Origin of the sequence: Nocardia barduliensis, from assembly GCF_013315795.1 — a bacterium.
GTDB classification, from domain to species: Bacteria; Actinomycetota; Actinomycetes; order Mycobacteriales; family Mycobacteriaceae; genus Nocardia; species Nocardia barduliensis.
Map to the genome: position 1 here is coordinate 13,722 of NZ_JABLTE010000055.1, position 15,762 is coordinate 29,483.

12 protein-coding genes and 2 pseudogenes are annotated in these 15,762 nt (G+C 66.6%); 5 read left to right on the forward strand and 9 right to left on the reverse strand.

Going from position 1 to position 15,762, the window contains the following annotated elements; translation table 11 throughout:
* The first annotated feature begins 1,075 nt into the window (after positions 1-1,075).
* From HOV91_RS22750 to HOV91_RS22770, 5 genes and pseudogenes are all read left to right on the forward strand, one after another.
* On the forward strand, positions 1,076-1,504 hold the full coding sequence (locus tag HOV91_RS22750) for a hypothetical protein (protein WP_174187447.1): 429 nt from the start codon (positions 1,076-1,078) through the stop codon (positions 1,502-1,504).
* Entirely contained in the window at positions 1,501-2,511 is a 1,011-nt protein-coding gene (locus HOV91_RS22755) for a tyrosine-type recombinase/integrase (RefSeq protein ID WP_174187448.1), read from the forward strand. The genes HOV91_RS22750 and HOV91_RS22755 overlap by 4 nt, the downstream gene beginning before the upstream one ends.
* 555 nt (positions 2,512-3,066) lie before the next feature.
* Positions 3,067-3,234, forward strand: a complete 168-nt coding sequence (locus tag HOV91_RS22760) for a hypothetical protein (RefSeq protein WP_174187449.1) — start codon at positions 3,067-3,069, stop codon at positions 3,232-3,234.
* 180 nt (positions 3,235-3,414) lie between these two features.
* Positions 3,415-3,817: pseudogene (locus HOV91_RS39995) on the forward strand (transposase); the annotation flags it as partial.
* A gap of 640 nt (positions 3,818-4,457) precedes the next feature.
* Positions 4,458-4,892, forward strand: a complete 435-nt coding sequence (locus HOV91_RS22770) for an isochorismatase family protein (protein ID WP_174187451.1) — start codon at positions 4,458-4,460, stop codon at positions 4,890-4,892.
* 52 nt (positions 4,893-4,944) lie between these two features.
* On the opposite strand, the pseudogene HOV91_RS22780 reads toward HOV91_RS22770, so the two are convergent.
* The 9 genes and pseudogenes from HOV91_RS22780 to HOV91_RS22820 all read right to left on the reverse strand — a co-directional run bounded on the left by HOV91_RS22780 (position 4,945) and on the right by HOV91_RS22820 (position 15,759).
* Positions 4,945-8,216 (reverse strand): annotated as a pseudogene (locus tag HOV91_RS22780) (protein kinase domain-containing protein).
* Positions 8,216-8,692, reverse strand: a complete 477-nt coding sequence (locus HOV91_RS22785; RefSeq protein ID WP_174187454.1) for a Pvc16 family protein — start codon at positions 8,690-8,692, stop codon at positions 8,216-8,218. The pseudogene HOV91_RS22780 and the gene HOV91_RS22785 overlap by 1 nt, the downstream one beginning before the upstream one ends.
* A gap of 386 nt (positions 8,693-9,078) precedes the next feature.
* On the reverse strand, positions 9,079-9,717 hold the full coding sequence (locus HOV91_RS22790) for a hypothetical protein (RefSeq protein ID WP_246350581.1): 639 nt from the start codon (positions 9,715-9,717) through the stop codon (positions 9,079-9,081).
* Between the two features lie 18 nt (positions 9,718-9,735).
* On the reverse strand, positions 9,736-10,695 hold the full coding sequence (locus HOV91_RS22795) for an MlaD family protein (protein ID WP_174187455.1): 960 nt from the start codon (positions 10,693-10,695) through the stop codon (positions 9,736-9,738).
* A complete protein-coding gene (locus HOV91_RS22800; protein WP_174187456.1) occupies positions 10,692-11,696 on the reverse strand; it encodes an MlaD family protein in 1,005 nt (334 codons plus the stop codon). The genes HOV91_RS22795 and HOV91_RS22800 overlap by 4 nt, the downstream gene beginning before the upstream one ends.
* Positions 11,693-12,670 (reverse strand): MlaD family protein, encoded by a 978-nt coding sequence (locus tag HOV91_RS22805; protein WP_174187457.1) that lies wholly within the window; start codon positions 12,668-12,670, stop codon positions 11,693-11,695. Before HOV91_RS22805 ends, HOV91_RS22800 begins: the two co-directional genes overlap by 4 nt.
* Position 12,671: 1 nt before the next feature.
* On the reverse strand, positions 12,672-13,676 hold the full coding sequence (locus HOV91_RS22810) for an MlaD family protein (protein ID WP_174187458.1): 1,005 nt from the start codon (positions 13,674-13,676) through the stop codon (positions 12,672-12,674).
* Positions 13,658-14,677 carry an MlaD family protein gene (locus HOV91_RS22815; RefSeq protein WP_174187459.1) on the reverse strand — a complete coding sequence of 340 codons (1,020 nt, stop codon included), beginning with the start codon at positions 14,675-14,677 and terminating at the stop codon, positions 13,658-13,660. Before HOV91_RS22815 ends, HOV91_RS22810 begins: the two co-directional genes overlap by 19 nt.
* On the reverse strand, positions 14,674-15,759 hold the full coding sequence (locus HOV91_RS22820; RefSeq protein WP_174187460.1) for an MlaD family protein: 1,086 nt from the start codon (positions 15,757-15,759) through the stop codon (positions 14,674-14,676). The genes HOV91_RS22815 and HOV91_RS22820 overlap by 4 nt, the downstream gene beginning before the upstream one ends.
* Between the last annotated feature and the right edge of the window lie 3 nt (positions 15,760-15,762).

The following is a 15,762-nucleotide window of genomic DNA, read 5'->3' on the forward strand; positions in this document are numbered from 1 at the left end:
TACCCGCAGCCCCGTCCTGCCACCCGAGATCACTCACCTGTGGTTAGCCGCCGACTCCGGGCTTCGGGGACTCGGCGGCTGGTACTGGTCACCCACCCACGGCTGGACGCAACTTGTCGAGGTGGAGTCATCAGTCCTGCAAGCCCTTGCGCAGTTCACTCGTGAGTGACTCAGACCCGTACCCTCCCTTTCGCAGGTCGATCCGTGTGGTTAGCGCATGTGTCCCCCTCCGGACACTGTTTTGTCATGCATCCTCCGCAAATTTGCAGAGGGTGCATTCTTTTTCGGTTCTCCGAGGTGGTCTGGACACCGGAGATCTGCAAATCTGCGCAGGTATCCGTTCGAAAGCGCGGCGCTGGCGCGGATGGGCGGGCCGGGCGGTGATGGGAAGTGAAGGCGCCAGTCGGAGCGCAGAACGATCTTGCCCACGCAGAGCGTGTCACCGAGTGGCGGCGGTTGTGTTCTTCCGGTCGGGCGCCGTGACGGCGTCGATATTCGGCCACGGACTCGCTGGCCGGGCAAGTCGGTCGGACGGCGAAGTTGTGACAGCGGGAGCGCGGCCCGGGCTGGCGGTGTCAGCGTATCGCTGCGGGTCGACGCTTCGTCGTTTCGAGGGCTCCGCCGCCGTCTGGGTGGTGATAGGTCGGCTTCGTCTGCCGAAGCCGACGAGATCACCCAGTGTGGCCGCCGTCTCACTCTTCAGTGATGGCAGGCGCCCGATGGGTGCATCGCGCCGCGAGGTCGTAGAAGGTGGATGCCTACTTGATCTTGATTCGCCTGCGTTGTGTCGCAAACGCAGACTCGGAATCTGAGGTGCCTGCGGCTTGTGGCGGGTCCCGGCGTCGGCAGATGGAGCTGTCCAGGGCCGGGGCCGCCGGTCGTGTGCGGCCCGGGATATGGGGATAGCAGGGCGGGTGCGAGCTCGTCGCGTGGTGGATCGTTGACAGGATCGAGAAGGAGCTATTGAAGCGTGGACACTACGTCTGGAAAGTTGTCATTTGATCATGTTCGGGGACCCGGAGGCGTCTCGAACCCTGAGTCGAGGTCCTCGACGTTTGACCGTGCAGATGGTGTCGTGGACGCCTCGACAGTGGCCCAGGAGACCGGGGCGGCAGCGATCCCGTTCGCGTTCCCTGTCGAGTTGGCGGTGCCGCCGATGGGTGAGTTCACTTGCGCGACGACGACGATCGATCCGGCGGGCCGGTTGGGTGACCGATCGGTGATCAAAAGCCTCGGATGGCAGGTCGGTCAACCGGTATCGATCCAGCCCAGCCAGGGGCTGCTGCACGTCACCCGCGTTCCCGAGAGCGAGTCATCGGTGGCGGCGAACGGTTATCTGTTCCTCCCGGTTTCGGCGCGGCGCGCCTCGCGTCTGCGCACCGGCCAGCGGGTTTTGATGGCCGGCGGGCTCGACAGCGATGTTCTGATCATCTACCCGCTTCGAGCGGTCGGTGCGGCACTGTGGTCGTATCGCCCGGAACTGTTCGAGGCGGTAGGCGAGTGAAGCACGATGATGTAGAAGCCGCGCTCCGGTTCGTGGCCTCGCTCGGGCTGACCCTCGACGATCTGGCGACCGAGCAAGCCGATCGAGCACGCATACCGACGATCAGTCAGTACATCCAGCGACTCGCCATCACGAAACCAGAAGGCATGAATCATCACCGCTCCTACTGGCCGGTCATCGAAACAGAATGGGGTCATAGACCTCTCGACTCGCTGACCGCAGCGGAAATCGAGGATGTCGCGTCCCAGCACCGGCGCCGAGCTGCCAGGCGAGCCAACAGTAGAGGGGGTCGCGGGGCGGAAGCCAACTTCATCTCCGCGCTACGGTTCCTCTACCAGAACGCAGAGACTGACGGCCTGATCCAGCCGGATGCGAACCCGGCCGTCGAAGCCCGCAAGACATCCCAGGTTTCCGGCAAGGCCCGCGCATTGAGTCTCGACCAGATCGCAGACCTCGGCCGGGTGGCCTCGACCACCGGCGATGACACCGAACTCGACGCGCTCATCCTCCGGCTACACATCGAAACAGCCTGCCGGAGAAGCTCCGTCCTCACGCTGGACATCGAAGACCTCGAACGCGACGACTGCCTTGTCAGACTTCACGAACGAGGTGGGGCGATCCGGTGGCAGCCCATCTCCCCCACCCTGATGAATCGCCTGCTCGATCATGTGAGAAACCGCGGTGGCCGGAATGTCACCGAACGGGTATTGCGGTACGACGACGGCACACCGGTCGCTCTTGCGCGTTACCAGTACCTCGTCCGCCGGTTCCGTGATGAACTCCCATGGGCTGAAGAACTACAGGTGAACATGGACTGGATCGGCCACACCACAAGCGAGTTCGTCAAGAACCGATTCGGGCGCTCTGCTGCGACCCTGTTCAAGCGCGGAACCTCACACATCGACGGTACCCAGGTTCACCATCGGTACGATCCTCGGCGACTGGCGACAGTGGCCGAGGTGCTGGTCGCGCTCACCGGCGAGCCCCACCCTCTCGCCCGCCTGTAGTGACAGGTGGCTGTGCTCACCACCTGCGGGCGGCCTTCCCGCACCGCACCTACGCGATCCGGGGGTGTCGCGCGCATCGAGAGACCGACGCCGACGAACGGGACGTCGAAGTGTTCGCTCATGCCCGCGCCCTTTTCGCGTCGCGGGCGCGCAGGCGGCGCTCCAGCAGCGTGACCACACGGTAGTAGTGGGTGGGTGTCACCCGCGCCTGGGCATCGCACAGGTAGGCGTCGGGACCGACCAGGATCCGAGGCTTGCCGTGTTCGACTCCGCGGTAGACGATTTCGGCTGCCTTATTCGGTATGGTCAGCGCCAGCGTCGAATTCCGCGGCCATCTGCTCGTGTGTCCGGCCCCGGCCCGGCTCGGGCTTCTTGCGGCGGGCCGGGAGGAAGCCCAGCAAGCTGCGGTCGGCGCGGGGGTTCGGAGCGGACCTGCGCCGCATAGTGTCCGCCGCGTGCGCCCCGGAACTGCTGCCAGCACCGAGACCAGAATCGATGCCGGCCTGCTCGGCGGTGGTCTGTCACGCGTCGTGGATTATCGAGCCGGACAACTGCATGGTGATCGAAGTCGCGTTCGACAAGTCGGTTGTCGAGGGGGTCGACCGTGATGTTCCATCCGGCGAAGGGCGTCGGTTCGAAGTAGGCGTAGCTCACCTCATGATCGAGGGCGCCGTCGACATCGACGTAACCGTACGTTCCGTCGTCGAAGCTCCAGTCGGGTGATCCGTTCTTCTTGGCGGCAACCCGGTACTCGAAGTCGAGGTCCGGCGGTTTGGAGGTGAACTGATAGGTTCTCTCCACGGTAGGGGACTGCTGCACGATCAGGTGACAGGTTGACCTGCCCTACTCCTCGGGTTCCAGTTCTGGTGGCTAACTGACGGTCTTCACGAAAGGCTGATCGACATGCCACGTCCTTATCCTCCCGAGTTCCGTGCACGAGCGGTCGCGCTTGTGCGTGCTGGTAAGCAGGCCAAGCAGACGGCTGTGGAGCTGGGTATTCATCCGGCGACATTGTCGAAATAGTTGCGACAGGACGAGATCGACCGCGGTCTGCGGCCCGGTAGGTCATCGATCGAGTCCGCTGAGCTGCGCGCTGCCCGCAGGCGGATCCAGGAACTGGAAAAGCGAGTTGGCGATCATCCGGCAGGCCGCGAAGTTCCTGGGCGAGGACAAGCCGCGCCCAAAAAGGATCTACCCGGTGATCGACCGTCTCGTCGATGCCGGGGCTCCGGTGGACAGGTGTTGCCGGATCCTCGGAGTTTCCCGGCAGAACTATTACAAGCACAAGCGAGGGACATGTGGAACATATCCCGACCAAGCTGGGCTTTACCTCGCGCCCAGATCGCGGCGTGGGCCGCTGAGCATCGCGAACCCTGAACAGACCGATTTCACGGCCAACAATCGCGATGGCGCTATGGCCCGAGGAAAAGTCGTTCATTCGGCAAACGAGTATCGGGAATGCTTTCCTCCGGAGTGTGAACAATCAACTCTATAGTACACCAGCGCTTTCGGCGCCAATCAAGAATCAGATTGGCTGCCGCGCATGCGGCAGCCCGATAGTTGAAGGCAGTTTCGCCCAGCCAAATCCGCACGTGCACATCACCGGGCGCCGGTACCGTGCGCGGCCGAAACGAATCCGGCGGCGAGCGACGTCCTGAACCCCACAACACACCCCGCTCGCTGAGGCCGCCTACAGCAGTGGCTTCAGAAGCGCGCGCCCCTGCTCCGGCGACAATTTACGGCGAAAGAATCCCTCAGGTGGTTACATCGATTCGTTGAACGCGAGACCCATACAACGCTTTCTCTCTGATGGCGGGTAACCAGGGACCGCCCTGGAGCAGGTCATGAGGCCACCGGGACCCGCCCGCACATGAAGGCAATTGTCGACGCCGCACGCACCGTGCAGGCAAGGGTATTCTTCGTCCCGCCCCGCCACTACGTTCCTGGTGACTTCGATCAGTGGAGTTCCCCAACCATTCGCAGAACAGCGCTGGCCAGAGCCAACTGTTCCCGAAGGACAGCCGGGGGTGGAACTTTCCATGAGGATTTCCAAGTTCAGGACGGCGATGCCGTCGTGGCCGAGCATGGGCCCAGTCGGGGTTCGCGAATACGACCTGGATCCGCAACTCGAGCAACAGGGCGTCGATTATGTGATCGTCATCGGCCCGCTCACGAACACCTGCGGCGAATCGACCGCTCGCTTCCCCGTGAAACTCGCCTATCACGTCGCCGTTGTCCCCGATGCGACCGTCGCATTCAGCGCCGAACACATGCACGCCGCGCACGTTCTCAACGCGCCACCTCTGCGCACGAGATCCTCACCACAGTTCGCGTCGTCAAGCTACTGCACCTGGGCGAGCGTCATTGACGACGTCGCCTGAAGTGACGACTGAGACTCTTACCAAGCAATCCGCAACTTCGACGCCCACAGTCTTACTTGGCGTGGTCCACGATCCAGGCCGCGATCTGCGCACGGGAGGTGAAGCCGAGTTTGGTCAGAATGTGTTCGACATGGCCATCGGCTGTGCGTTGCGAAATCACCAAGCTGGCGGCGATCTGCTTGTTGGTGAGTCCTCGGGTAACGAGTCAGCGACCTGCCATTCACGTTTGGTCAATTTCGGTTCCGAAGCGCGCTGGGTGCCAGTTGACGGCTCCCCAAGCGCGTTGGCCACCGCAGCGTTCATTTCCATAACCTGGCCGCGCCGGAACGCCGCATCGAATCTTTGTACACCGAGCACCCGACGCACTATGCGCTCACATTCCTCGTGCGCGTGGGATAACTCGGGGAAGAAGATCGAAACACCTGAGGTCGGCCTCAGCAGACTCTCAGCGGCACCCATCAGTACGGCCGCGCGCTCACTATCGTCGTCGGCGACAGTCCACGCCAGCCCCTCGAGATCGAACGCCACAATCACCGGGCTGCATACGCGCCGGTTGACCCGTAGCGATTCCTGCAGCAACTCTTGTGCGCGGGACCGCTGGCCCTGCTGCCATACGGCAATGCCCAGTCCCCACAGCGCGGTCGATCGATACAGCGATTCGCCGCATGCTTCAGTGATGGAGATAATCCGCTCGTGACACTTGATCGCCTGGCTGATGTCGCCCTGCCGGGTATGGGCCCAACCGAGCAACATCAATGCGCTGAGATGAAGATACCCCTGTCGATTCGAGCCGAGCATATCGACCGCGTTCTCCAAGAACGAGACCGCATGGGCTGGTTCGTCTCGATATAGCGCCACAAGGCCATCGGCGTAGGCAATCAGCGCCTGGTTCGTGGGGGTGAGATCCTGCTCGGCGAGTGCGTGCGCCTGCTCCAGCCGCGAATCCGCCGACTGCAGGTCCCGCTGCGACGCGGCCATGGCAATGCTCGCATTCAGCGCTCGGATACGGTCGGGTATCGAGCGCGCGGCGGGGTGGGCGAGGGCGCGATCGAGACAGCGCCTGCCTTCACCGTACAGACCCCGGAAAGTCCAGAGCATCCACAACGCCGCGGCGGTGCGGAGCGCGGCCTCACCCGACTCCCGGGTGTCATCGGCCATGCAGAATTCGAGCGCCGCCCGCAGATTCGGTTGCGCGCGGTCGAGCCGGGCCAGCCAGTCTAGCTGTCGTTCGCTGATCCACCCGGCCTCGGCATCCAGCGCCAGCCGCTGATACCAGTCACGGTGTCGTCGACGCAGATCCAGGTCTTCGCCGGACTCCTGTAGCTGCTCGCGCCCGTAGTCGCGTACGGTCCCGAGCATCCGGAAACGCACGACGCCGTCGAGTTCCTCCCGGAGCACGATCGACTTGTCCACCAGAGAGGATAACGCGTCCAGCAAACTCTCTGGCACCAGGTCAGCACCGCATATCTGCTCGGCGGCATCGAGTTCGAAGGTACAGGCAAAAACCGACAACCGGGCCCACAGTCGCTGCTCGACCGGTGTGCACAACTCGTGGCTCCAGTCGATGCACCACCGCAGCGTCTGCTGCCGCCTCGGCGCGGTGCGGCTGCTGGTACTGCGGGTCAGCAACGCATACCGGTCCGTGAGCCGCGCCAGGATCTGCTCCGGCGACATCGTGCGCATCCGCGCGGCGGCGAGTTCGATCGCCAACGGCAATCCCTCCAACCGGGAACAAATCCCCGCCACAGCCGTCTTGTTATCCTCGGAGACCTCAAAACCTGGCACGACCGCAGCCGCGCGAGCGGCGAACAACGTCACCGCGTCATATTTGGGCAACCCGCGCAGCGTTGGCTCACCGTCGGTGCCCGGAACGGTCAGCGGCGCCACCCGCAGCACCGATTCCCCGGCGATATCCAACAGCTCACGGCTGGTGACGAGAGTCCGCAGACCTGGGCATGCCAGCAACAACGTCTCGACCAGGCTCGCCAAAGCCTCCACTACCTGCTCGCCATTGTCCAAAACCAGTAGTGTCTCTCGCGAACGCAGAAATTCCACCAGCACTTCCCGCATCGGCCGGGCCGAATCGTCCCGCAAGCCCAGGGCAGCCGCCACGACGTCGGCCAGCAGTGCCGGGTCGCGCACGCTGGCCAGCTCGATCATCCATACTCCGTCGGCGAAATCGCGTCGGGCACTCGACGCGGCGCGCAAGGCCAACCGGGTCTTGCCGACACCACCGATCCCGGCCAGTGTCACCAGCCGCGACACCGACAACAGGTTCCTTATCTTCGTCATCTCGGCGCGGCGGTTGACGAAACTCGTCAGCTCGAGCGGCAGCTCACCGTTGCTGCCGCGATTCCCCGCAGTCTCAGGAGGGACCGATCCCAGCTGCTGGTCGAACAGCAGCCCCGAAGCCACCCCCGGTTTCCTGTGCTGCACGGCTACATCCCCGGCCTGGTATCCGTGGTGCCGCTGCACGCCTCGGATCGCTTCGCCCAGCCGCGCCGCCGAGGGCCGCGCATGCCGATCCCGGTTCATCGCCGATTCCACCACCGCCGCCACATCCTCGGGAATACCACCCGCCCGCAGGTCCGGCACCGGCGCAACGGTGATCCGCAAGAACTGCGCCACCACCTGCTCACCACTACCACGCTCGAACGCCGCGTGCCCGGTCAACGCGGCGAACAGCGTCGCACCCAGCCCGTACACGTCCGCGGCGAGTGTCACGGCCTCCCCCGACAGCACCTCGGGTGCGGTGAACGCCGGCGACCCGGTCACCACGCCCGTGGGCGTATGAAACCTTCCCGCGATCCGGGCGATACCGAAATCGGTCAACGCCGGCTCGCCGTACTCGCTCAGCAGAATATTGCCCGGCTTCACATCCCGATGCACGATCCCCAGCCGATGCGCACTCTCCAGCGCACCCGCGATCTTCACCCCCACCCACAGCGCCGTCTCGATCGGCACCGGCCCCTCCCGCCGGATCCACGCATCCAACGAACCCAACCGGTGATACGGCATCACCAGATACGGCCGCCCACTCGCGGTCACACCCGCCTGCAACACCGTGACGATGTTCGGATGCTCGGTCAACCGGCCCATCACCTGCTGCTCACGGAAAAACCGCGCCTGATTGTCGGCATCCAACTCCGCGGTCAGCACCTTCACCGCCACCGTGCGATCCAGCCCCACCTGCGTGCACCGGAACACCACACCGAAACCACCGTGCCCGATCTCCTCGGCATCCTCGAAACCCGACGCGCTCAACTCCACCGCGACAGGCAGATTCACATCGCGGCGAGTCCGCAGCGGATCCTCCTTAGCCATCAACGGCCCGGGATCCACCGCACCTGTGCACGCACACAGGACACCATGCGGTCATCTTCCGGCAACATCGAGCGTATCGCAAGCGATGATGCACAACTCGCGCGTTCCCGCCGCGAATTGTCGGTGTCTACACCAGCCACCACCACCCGACACACGATCAGATCCCGCCACGCCCGCGACACCGACTCCCTCAAATGACTCTTCAGCCCGCGCACCGCAACACTGTCGCGACGTCGCGGGTGGAGCGGCTCGGGGTCACGCAGCATCCGGTTCTCGCGGACACCGTAGAGGAACACATCCAGTGTCGTCACCGACGGGGCGAACGCCTTGTCTGGGGTCTTAAAACTCACCTCGACGTCGGCGAGCGAGGATGGCACGGTCGCGTCCTCGAGAATCTGCCGAACGTAACGGGATTGTGGTGACGGCGTCACCGCCTCAGCCCCGGATGAGGCTTGCGCCTGCTGCCTGGATTTCACGACTTATCTATGCGCCAGCGGCGGTTCGTGGTCGGGTTTGCTATCCGTCGCCTGCCGAGCACACCGGCACTCTTCGTGAGGCGATGCTGATCTGGTCTTTGAGACTGTCCGGTATCACCATCGCACTGTTCGCGAGCGTTGCGGAAGGCACCGCACCTGCGCGAGGTTGGACGCGGGCGGTACTGACCAGCAGCATCCGCGACCCGCCGCGAGCCGATGGACCGCGGATGCGCAGGCGAGGAGGTCTTGCCGACGCCGCCTCCGCCGGTGAAGAACACAGAGCACGGGAGCCACAGCAATGCCACCCCCGCCGGTGCCGTGCCCGGGCCGGGATCGGTGATCCCAGCCAAGGTCGCCAACTGGGCGGTGCTCGGGTAGCGGCCGGGTCAGCGCGGCGCCCCGCCACCGAGCGGGGTGCCGATGCCACCGATGTCGGTGATGGTCCAGTTGTTGCCGCTGTCGACGCTGAGCTGATAGGTCGCGGTCGATTGGATGCCTTCCGGGGCCTGGCTGTTCTTGGTGAGGATGCGGACGAAGCAGTCGACGGAGTAGACGCCGTCGTCCGTGGAGCGGACCTTGGCGGCGATCGGCTGGGCGGTCGAGACCCATTGCAGCGGGACGATGATCTGCTCCATGGAGGTCGCCGCCTGGGTGAGCCGGGCTGTCAGTTCCGGGCTCGTGCCCTGGGTGAGCCGGGTTCGCCAGGCCGCCAGATCGTGGAAGTTCATCTCCGCGGCCGCGGTGGCGTAGTCGAGAGCGACCTGCTCGGCGTGCGCGGTGTCGGCGGCGGTGGCGTGCATTGCGTCGATCTCGCCGTTCCGAGCGTGCAGTTGCACGCCGAGCACGCCGACGGTGATCGCCGGTATCAGCAGCAGGATCGCGGTGAACAGGGTGCTGATCTTGATAGCGAAATCGCCCGCGCGGCGGCCACGGTGCAGCGCTGCCCGCCACCCCGAGGTGTCGGCGGCTGGTTCCGCGGGCTGATCGGTTGTTTCGGGCTCCAGAACGTCGGTGGTCCGGGTCATGGGTGTCACTCCTTCGGGTCAGCGGCCGGGCAGCTGGATGCGGACGGTGACGGCGTCACCGGTGCCGGTGGCGGCGAGGGCGTTGTCGAGCAGTTGGCCGATGTTCACCGTGGACAGCGCCGCGCCGCCGGCCTGCACGCCGGGGAGCAGGTCGGTGCCGAGGGTGTCCAGGTCGGCGGCGGTGTCGTCGAGGAAGGCCTGCAATTGGTCGATGAGCGGGCCCGCGCCGAATTCGATGCCATCCTTCAGCGGGCCGAAGGAGGCGGCGAAGTGGATACCGGCGAGGGTGCCGCGGAAACCGGAGCCGAAGTCGGTGACGATCGGGGTGGTGGCGGCGAGCGCGCCGGGCACCGAGCCGGTTTCGCGGAGCAGCGGTTGCACCGTGTGCAGCAGGGTGGTGAGGTTGCTGGACTGCTGTAGCAGCATCGAGGCCAGGATCTCGCCGGCGCGGTGCAGGTCATTGAGCACCCACGGGTCCTCGGGCAGCGCGGTGTCGATGGTGGCGAAGATGGCGCGGATCTGGTCGGGGTGGACCTGTTCGAGCATGGTGGTGAGCCGTTGGGAGAGCTGGTCGAAGGTGGTCGGCACCACGACCTGCTCGGCGGGGATCTCGGCACCGTCGGGTAGGTACGGTCCAGCCGACGACGGCGGCAGCACGGCCAGGTAGGTTTCGCCGAGGGCGGAGAGATTGTCGATCCGGAAGCGGCTTCCGACGGGAATACTGGTGTCCCGGTGATAGTTCCACTCGACCGAGATCCCCGCCGCCGAGCTGTGCACGGCGGTCACCTGCCCGACCGGCACCCCGCGCAGCAGCACCCGGGACCCGGCGACCAGGCCGTTGGTTTCGGGAATCGCCATGCTCGCGGTGTTGAGTTCGGCGAAGGCGTCGTGTTCGAGCCCGATCTCGCCCAGGTACAGCAGCGAGCCGGCGGCCAGGGTGACCATGCCGAGCACCGACAGTGGCGTTCCGAGTTTCATCGCACGGCTCCCAGCATGCGCAGCAGGTTCTCGACATCGGCGATCACCTGATCGCCGGAGGCGGTCTCGACCGACCGAATGTTCACCGCCGGGTTCTCGGCGAAGGGCAGCACGGTCAGGCGCAGGAAATCGGCGATCCGGGCGGTGTCGGCCGGGCCGCGGTCCCAGATGTCGCGGAGCACGCCGCCGGTGTCCGCCAGCGCGTTCAGCATCGGCACCAGCCACAGGCCGCCCTCGTAGACGCTGCCGACCGAGGGCAGGATCTGGCTGATGTAGGAGACGATGTTGACTGCCACCCGGCGCCAGTAGTGCTCGGCCTCCTGGGAGAACACCGTGGCCAGGGTCTGCGCCCGGCTGTCCACGGCCACCGCAGTGGCGTCGAAACCGGTCAGCAGCCGATCGATCTCCTCCGTCCCGCCGGCCAGGTCGCGCAGATCGGTGGAGACGACCGAGGCCAGCCGCCGCACGTCGCCGGGCACCGGCACGACGGCGTTGATCCGGCTCATGGCGTCCTGGATGCGCTGGATGCTGCCGCCGTTGACGAAGTAGGCCAGCACGGCCATCGTGTCCTCGAGCTGCGGCGGCGAACTGGTGCGGTCGACGGTGACGGTGCCGCCGGGCGTCAGGAATTCCTCGCCGGGCGCGATCGCGTCGTGGTCGAGGGCGATGTAGGTGTCACCGAGCAGCGTGTTCTGCCGGATGACCGCGCGCACATCGGACGGTACCCGGCTGCCTTCCTTCAACTCCGCGGTGATCCGGACCGAGTCCGGCTGGACGGCGACCGTGCGGACCTCGCCGATGCGCAGCCCGTCCATGACGACATCCGCTCCGCTGGGCAGGTTCATCACCCCGGCGAACTCCAGGTGCACCTCGTAGCCGTCGCCGACCCCGCCGCGCACCGAGGGCAGATCGTCCGGGCCCAGCGAGCAGGCGCTCGTGGCGAGCACGGCGCAGCACAGCGTGGCGAGCAGGGCGCTGCGGACAGGTGAGCGTCGATTCATCGCGGGCCTCCCTGGAACAGCAGGTCCAAGGGGCCGCCGGGCGTCGGCTGGTAGGCGAGGACCATGGCGCCGTCGGTCCCGGTCTGCTGCCGCAGCAGCGCGGCGACCGCGGGGATCGACTCGATGAGACCGCGGATGTCCCCGGAGCGCCCGGCAGCCAGGTGGATGGCGTCGGCGAGCGGACCGCGCAGCGCGGGCCACAGCAGATCGCCGTAGCCGGTGTGCACGTCGTGCAGCACGTTGACCAGCCAGCCGACGCCGACGCAGACGTCGATCACGCCCGGCCACAAGTCGATTCCGGCGGCGACCACCGCGGGCATCTGATCGAGGATCGACCGGATGGCGGGCCAGTTGCGCAGTGCCTCGTCGGTGAGCGGGGCCATGTCGCGGATGATGGCCCCGATATCGGCGATCAGCCGGTCGGGGCTGTTGGCCGCCGCGGCGGCGTGCAGCATGAGTTCGCGGGCGCGGGGGCCCTGTCCGCGCAGCGCTTCGGCGAAGCCGGCGACCGCGGTCTCGAAGCTCCGTTGCCCGTTGTCCGGGCTGAGTTCGGCGATGAAGTCGGCGGCCGAACCGGTGATCTCGGAGATGCTTTTCGGGGTGTGGCCGCGGTCGAGCGGGATGCAGCTGCCCGCGGCGAGTTCCGGGCCCACCTCGGCGCCGACGAGTTCGAGGCTGCGGTCGGCCAGGATGGATTTCGAGCGGGTCACCGCCGCGACGTCGGCGGGGATGCGGTGTCCGGCCTCGATGGTGAAACCCACCTCGACGTGCCCGCCTGCGGCCTCGATGCGGTCGATGGTGCCGATCGGCACGCCCATCCGGGTGACCGGGTTGCCCGCGTAGAGCCCGATCGCGTCGGGCAGCTGCGCGCAGTAGGCGGTGGGCTCTGGCTCGGTGTCCGCGACGGCGAATCCCACCGCCGCCAGTCCGGCCACGGTGAGGATGCCGACGATCCGGGTTCTGTTCCGCTGCATGTCAGCACGTCCGTCCGGGAAGGGGGAGGCAGATGTCGGAGGCCAGCAGCGACCCGCCCTGTACGGTCGCCAGGCCCTCCGGGGTGAGCCAGGCCGCGAGCTGTTCGCGCAGGGCGAGCAGCTGGTCGATGGCCGGGCCCATGTGGGTACGGAAGTCGGCGATGGCGGTGCGCACTTGATCGGCGGCGTCGAGGACCTCCTGCCGGTGGTCCAGGTAGTACTTCTCGATCGGCTGGATCCGCATCAGCACCTCGCCGAGCAGCCGGTAGGCCTCGTTGAAGCCGACGTGGGTGTTGTTATAGGTGGACAGGACTATGTCGACCTGCCGGATGAGGTCGAAGACGAATTCTCGGTCGGCCTCGAAGGTTCTCAGGTACTCCGAGGCGAGTCCGGTGATCTCGCGGACCTGGGCGCGCTGCCGGTCCATCACCGCCGCGATGCTGCTCATGCCCGAGATCAGTGAACTCATCGAGGTGGTGTTGTGTTCCAGTGCGGCGGCGACCTGCTCGATGTCGGCGTCGGCCAGGGCGCCGTCGACGTGCTCGGTGACCTGCGGGGCGGCCTGCAGTACGTCGCCGATCGAGTACGGGACGGTCACCTGGGCACTGGGGATCGGGTTGTTCCCGAGCGGGGTGTCGCCGAGCGGGATCAGGGTGACGGCGTACCCGCCGACCGGGGTCAGCATCCGCACCTCCACCCGCGAGTCCCGGCCGACGAAGGTGTCTTCGGCGACGCGGGTCTCGACGGTGACCGCCGACGCGCCCAGCGTGACCGCGGTGACCTTGCCGACGGTGATGCCGGCGACCCGGACCTCGAGACCGGGCGAGATCGCGGAGGCGTCGGTGGTCTCGAAGACGACGGTGCGCTGGCCGACCGGCCGCAGGTAGAGCACGGTGGTCGCGGCGAGCAGCAGCACCGCCGCCAGGACCACGACCAGGCCGAGCCCGGTCTCGCTGTGGGACAGGCGGCTGAGGGCCGCACGCGGTTTCACGACGATGGCGCGCATACCACGACCTCGCTTCCGTTGAGCAGCACGCGGACATCGGTGGGGAGCCGGGCGACGCCATTGCTGCATTGCATGCCGCCGGCGGCGGGAGTGGTCAGCTGTGGCAGCTGCAGCCCGGCCAGTGCGGGCGGGAGCAGCCGCAACGCCTCGGCCGCGTCCGGGATCGACGCGAACGCCTGCGCGGCCAGCGCCTCGATGTCGAGGTCGCGCTCCAGGCCGAGCTGGGTGATCAGCCGGTGCACCGGCGTCAGGAACTCCGGGCCGAACGTCGCGGTCTTGGGGAACTCGCCGAGTACCGTCATCGCCTTGGCGATCGGGAAACTGAGCGAGCGCAGGAATTCCATCACCTGCGGGGAGCGCCCGCCCATGGTGTCGGCGATCCGGGACATGTTGGTCACCAGGGTGGCGATGACCTGCTCGCGGTCGTGGGCCAGGTCTGCCAGCCGCTGGGCGTGGTCGAGCATCGGTGTGAGCCCGGAGCCGTCGCCCTGCAGCAGCATCAGGGCGTTGTCCATGAATGTGTTGATCTCGTCGGTGCTCATGGTGCTCAGCACCGGCTGCAGCCCGTTGAACAGCTGGGTGATGTCGAAGGAGGGCTTGGTCACGTCGGCGGAGAGGTGCCGCACGGGGGCGCCGGGGTTGTCGGGGGTCTGCAGGTCGATGAACCGCACGCCGGTGAGGTTCTGGTACTTCACCGCCAGGATCGTGTTCTCGTGCAGCCGGTAGGCGCGGTCGAGGGTGAACTCGACCTCGGCGACGGAGCGGCCGAGCCGGTGCACCAGCTCGATCCCGGTGACCTTGCCTATCCGCACGCCCTTGGTGCGCACGTCGCCGTTGACGTGCAGACCGGAGGCGTCGGTGAATTCGGCGGTGTAGCTGTCGGTCTCGGCGGTGACCGGGTTCCTGATCGCACTCAGTACGACCGCGAACAGGGCGGCCGCCACGACCACGGCGACAGCGAGTTTGCCGAGGGTGATCAGCATTCTGGTGTGCGGGCTCATCGCGGCTCCTCCCCTGCGGGGGAGGGGACGCCGGTCGGCGCCGGGGGTGCGGCGATCACCGGCAGGCCGTCGAGGACCAGGCGCAGGTTCAGCGTCTTCGCCCCGTCGGGGCCGGTGAACGCCGCGTCGTAGCGGTCGATCAGCTCCCGCAGTTTCGCCGGCGCTGCCCCGCCGTCGAGCATGTGTGGCAGCGCGTCGGTGAGCGCCTTCACCAGCAGCGTGACCGGGGTGAGCTCGGTGCCGTGCGAGGCGAGCAGCGCGCCCGCCTTGCCGAACAGGCTGTTGGCGGCAAGGCCGAGCCCGGCGTCGCTGTAGTCCATGAATGCGTCGTCGACGCCGATCGAGCCGTCCGGGCGCCGGTTGTAGTCGCTGTGGTACACGATGTCGAGGGTGTCGATCGCCTCGGCGCTGAAGCCGGGCAGCACCGCGAGGATGTCGTTGACCGCGCGCAGCTGGACGCTCGGCAGATCCTGCTGGGTGGCGGCGACCCGGTCGGCGAACACGATGCCGGACTCGATCAGCGGGGTCAGCCCGTCGGTGTAGCGCACCGCCTCGTCCAGGGCCGCGACCATCGAGGTGGTCAGTGTCCCGTCGATGGCGACCGAACCCTTCTCCAGCATTGTGGACATGGTGAAGTCACCCACTGGGGTGCGGTCGAGGGTGCGGCCCGCGGTGAGCTCGGATCCGCCCGGGCGGGCGATCAGGTTGACCGCGGTGATGCCGAAGTAGTTCTGCGGCCGGAAGTCCAGCTCGAAACTGTCTGTCAGCCCGTCGATCCCGGCCGGATCGAGCAGCAGGCCCATCCGCACCGTGCCAGGGTCGGGCCGTTCCAGGGCGGTGACCTCGCCGACCTCGTTGCCGTGCAGCAGCACCTTGGTGCCGTCGCTGACGCCGGGCCCGACATACGGCACCTCGACGTCGAGGGCGAGTCCGTCCGGCTCGTCGACCAGCGGCCGGACCCAGACGGCGCCGACCAGAGTCAGTGCGGCCAGTGCGAGGACCGCGACCCCCGCGCCGTGCACGACGCGGGTCTGCCGGGCATCACTGCCTCGGACGAAATCCTGATGTGGTGTTCTTCCCATCGA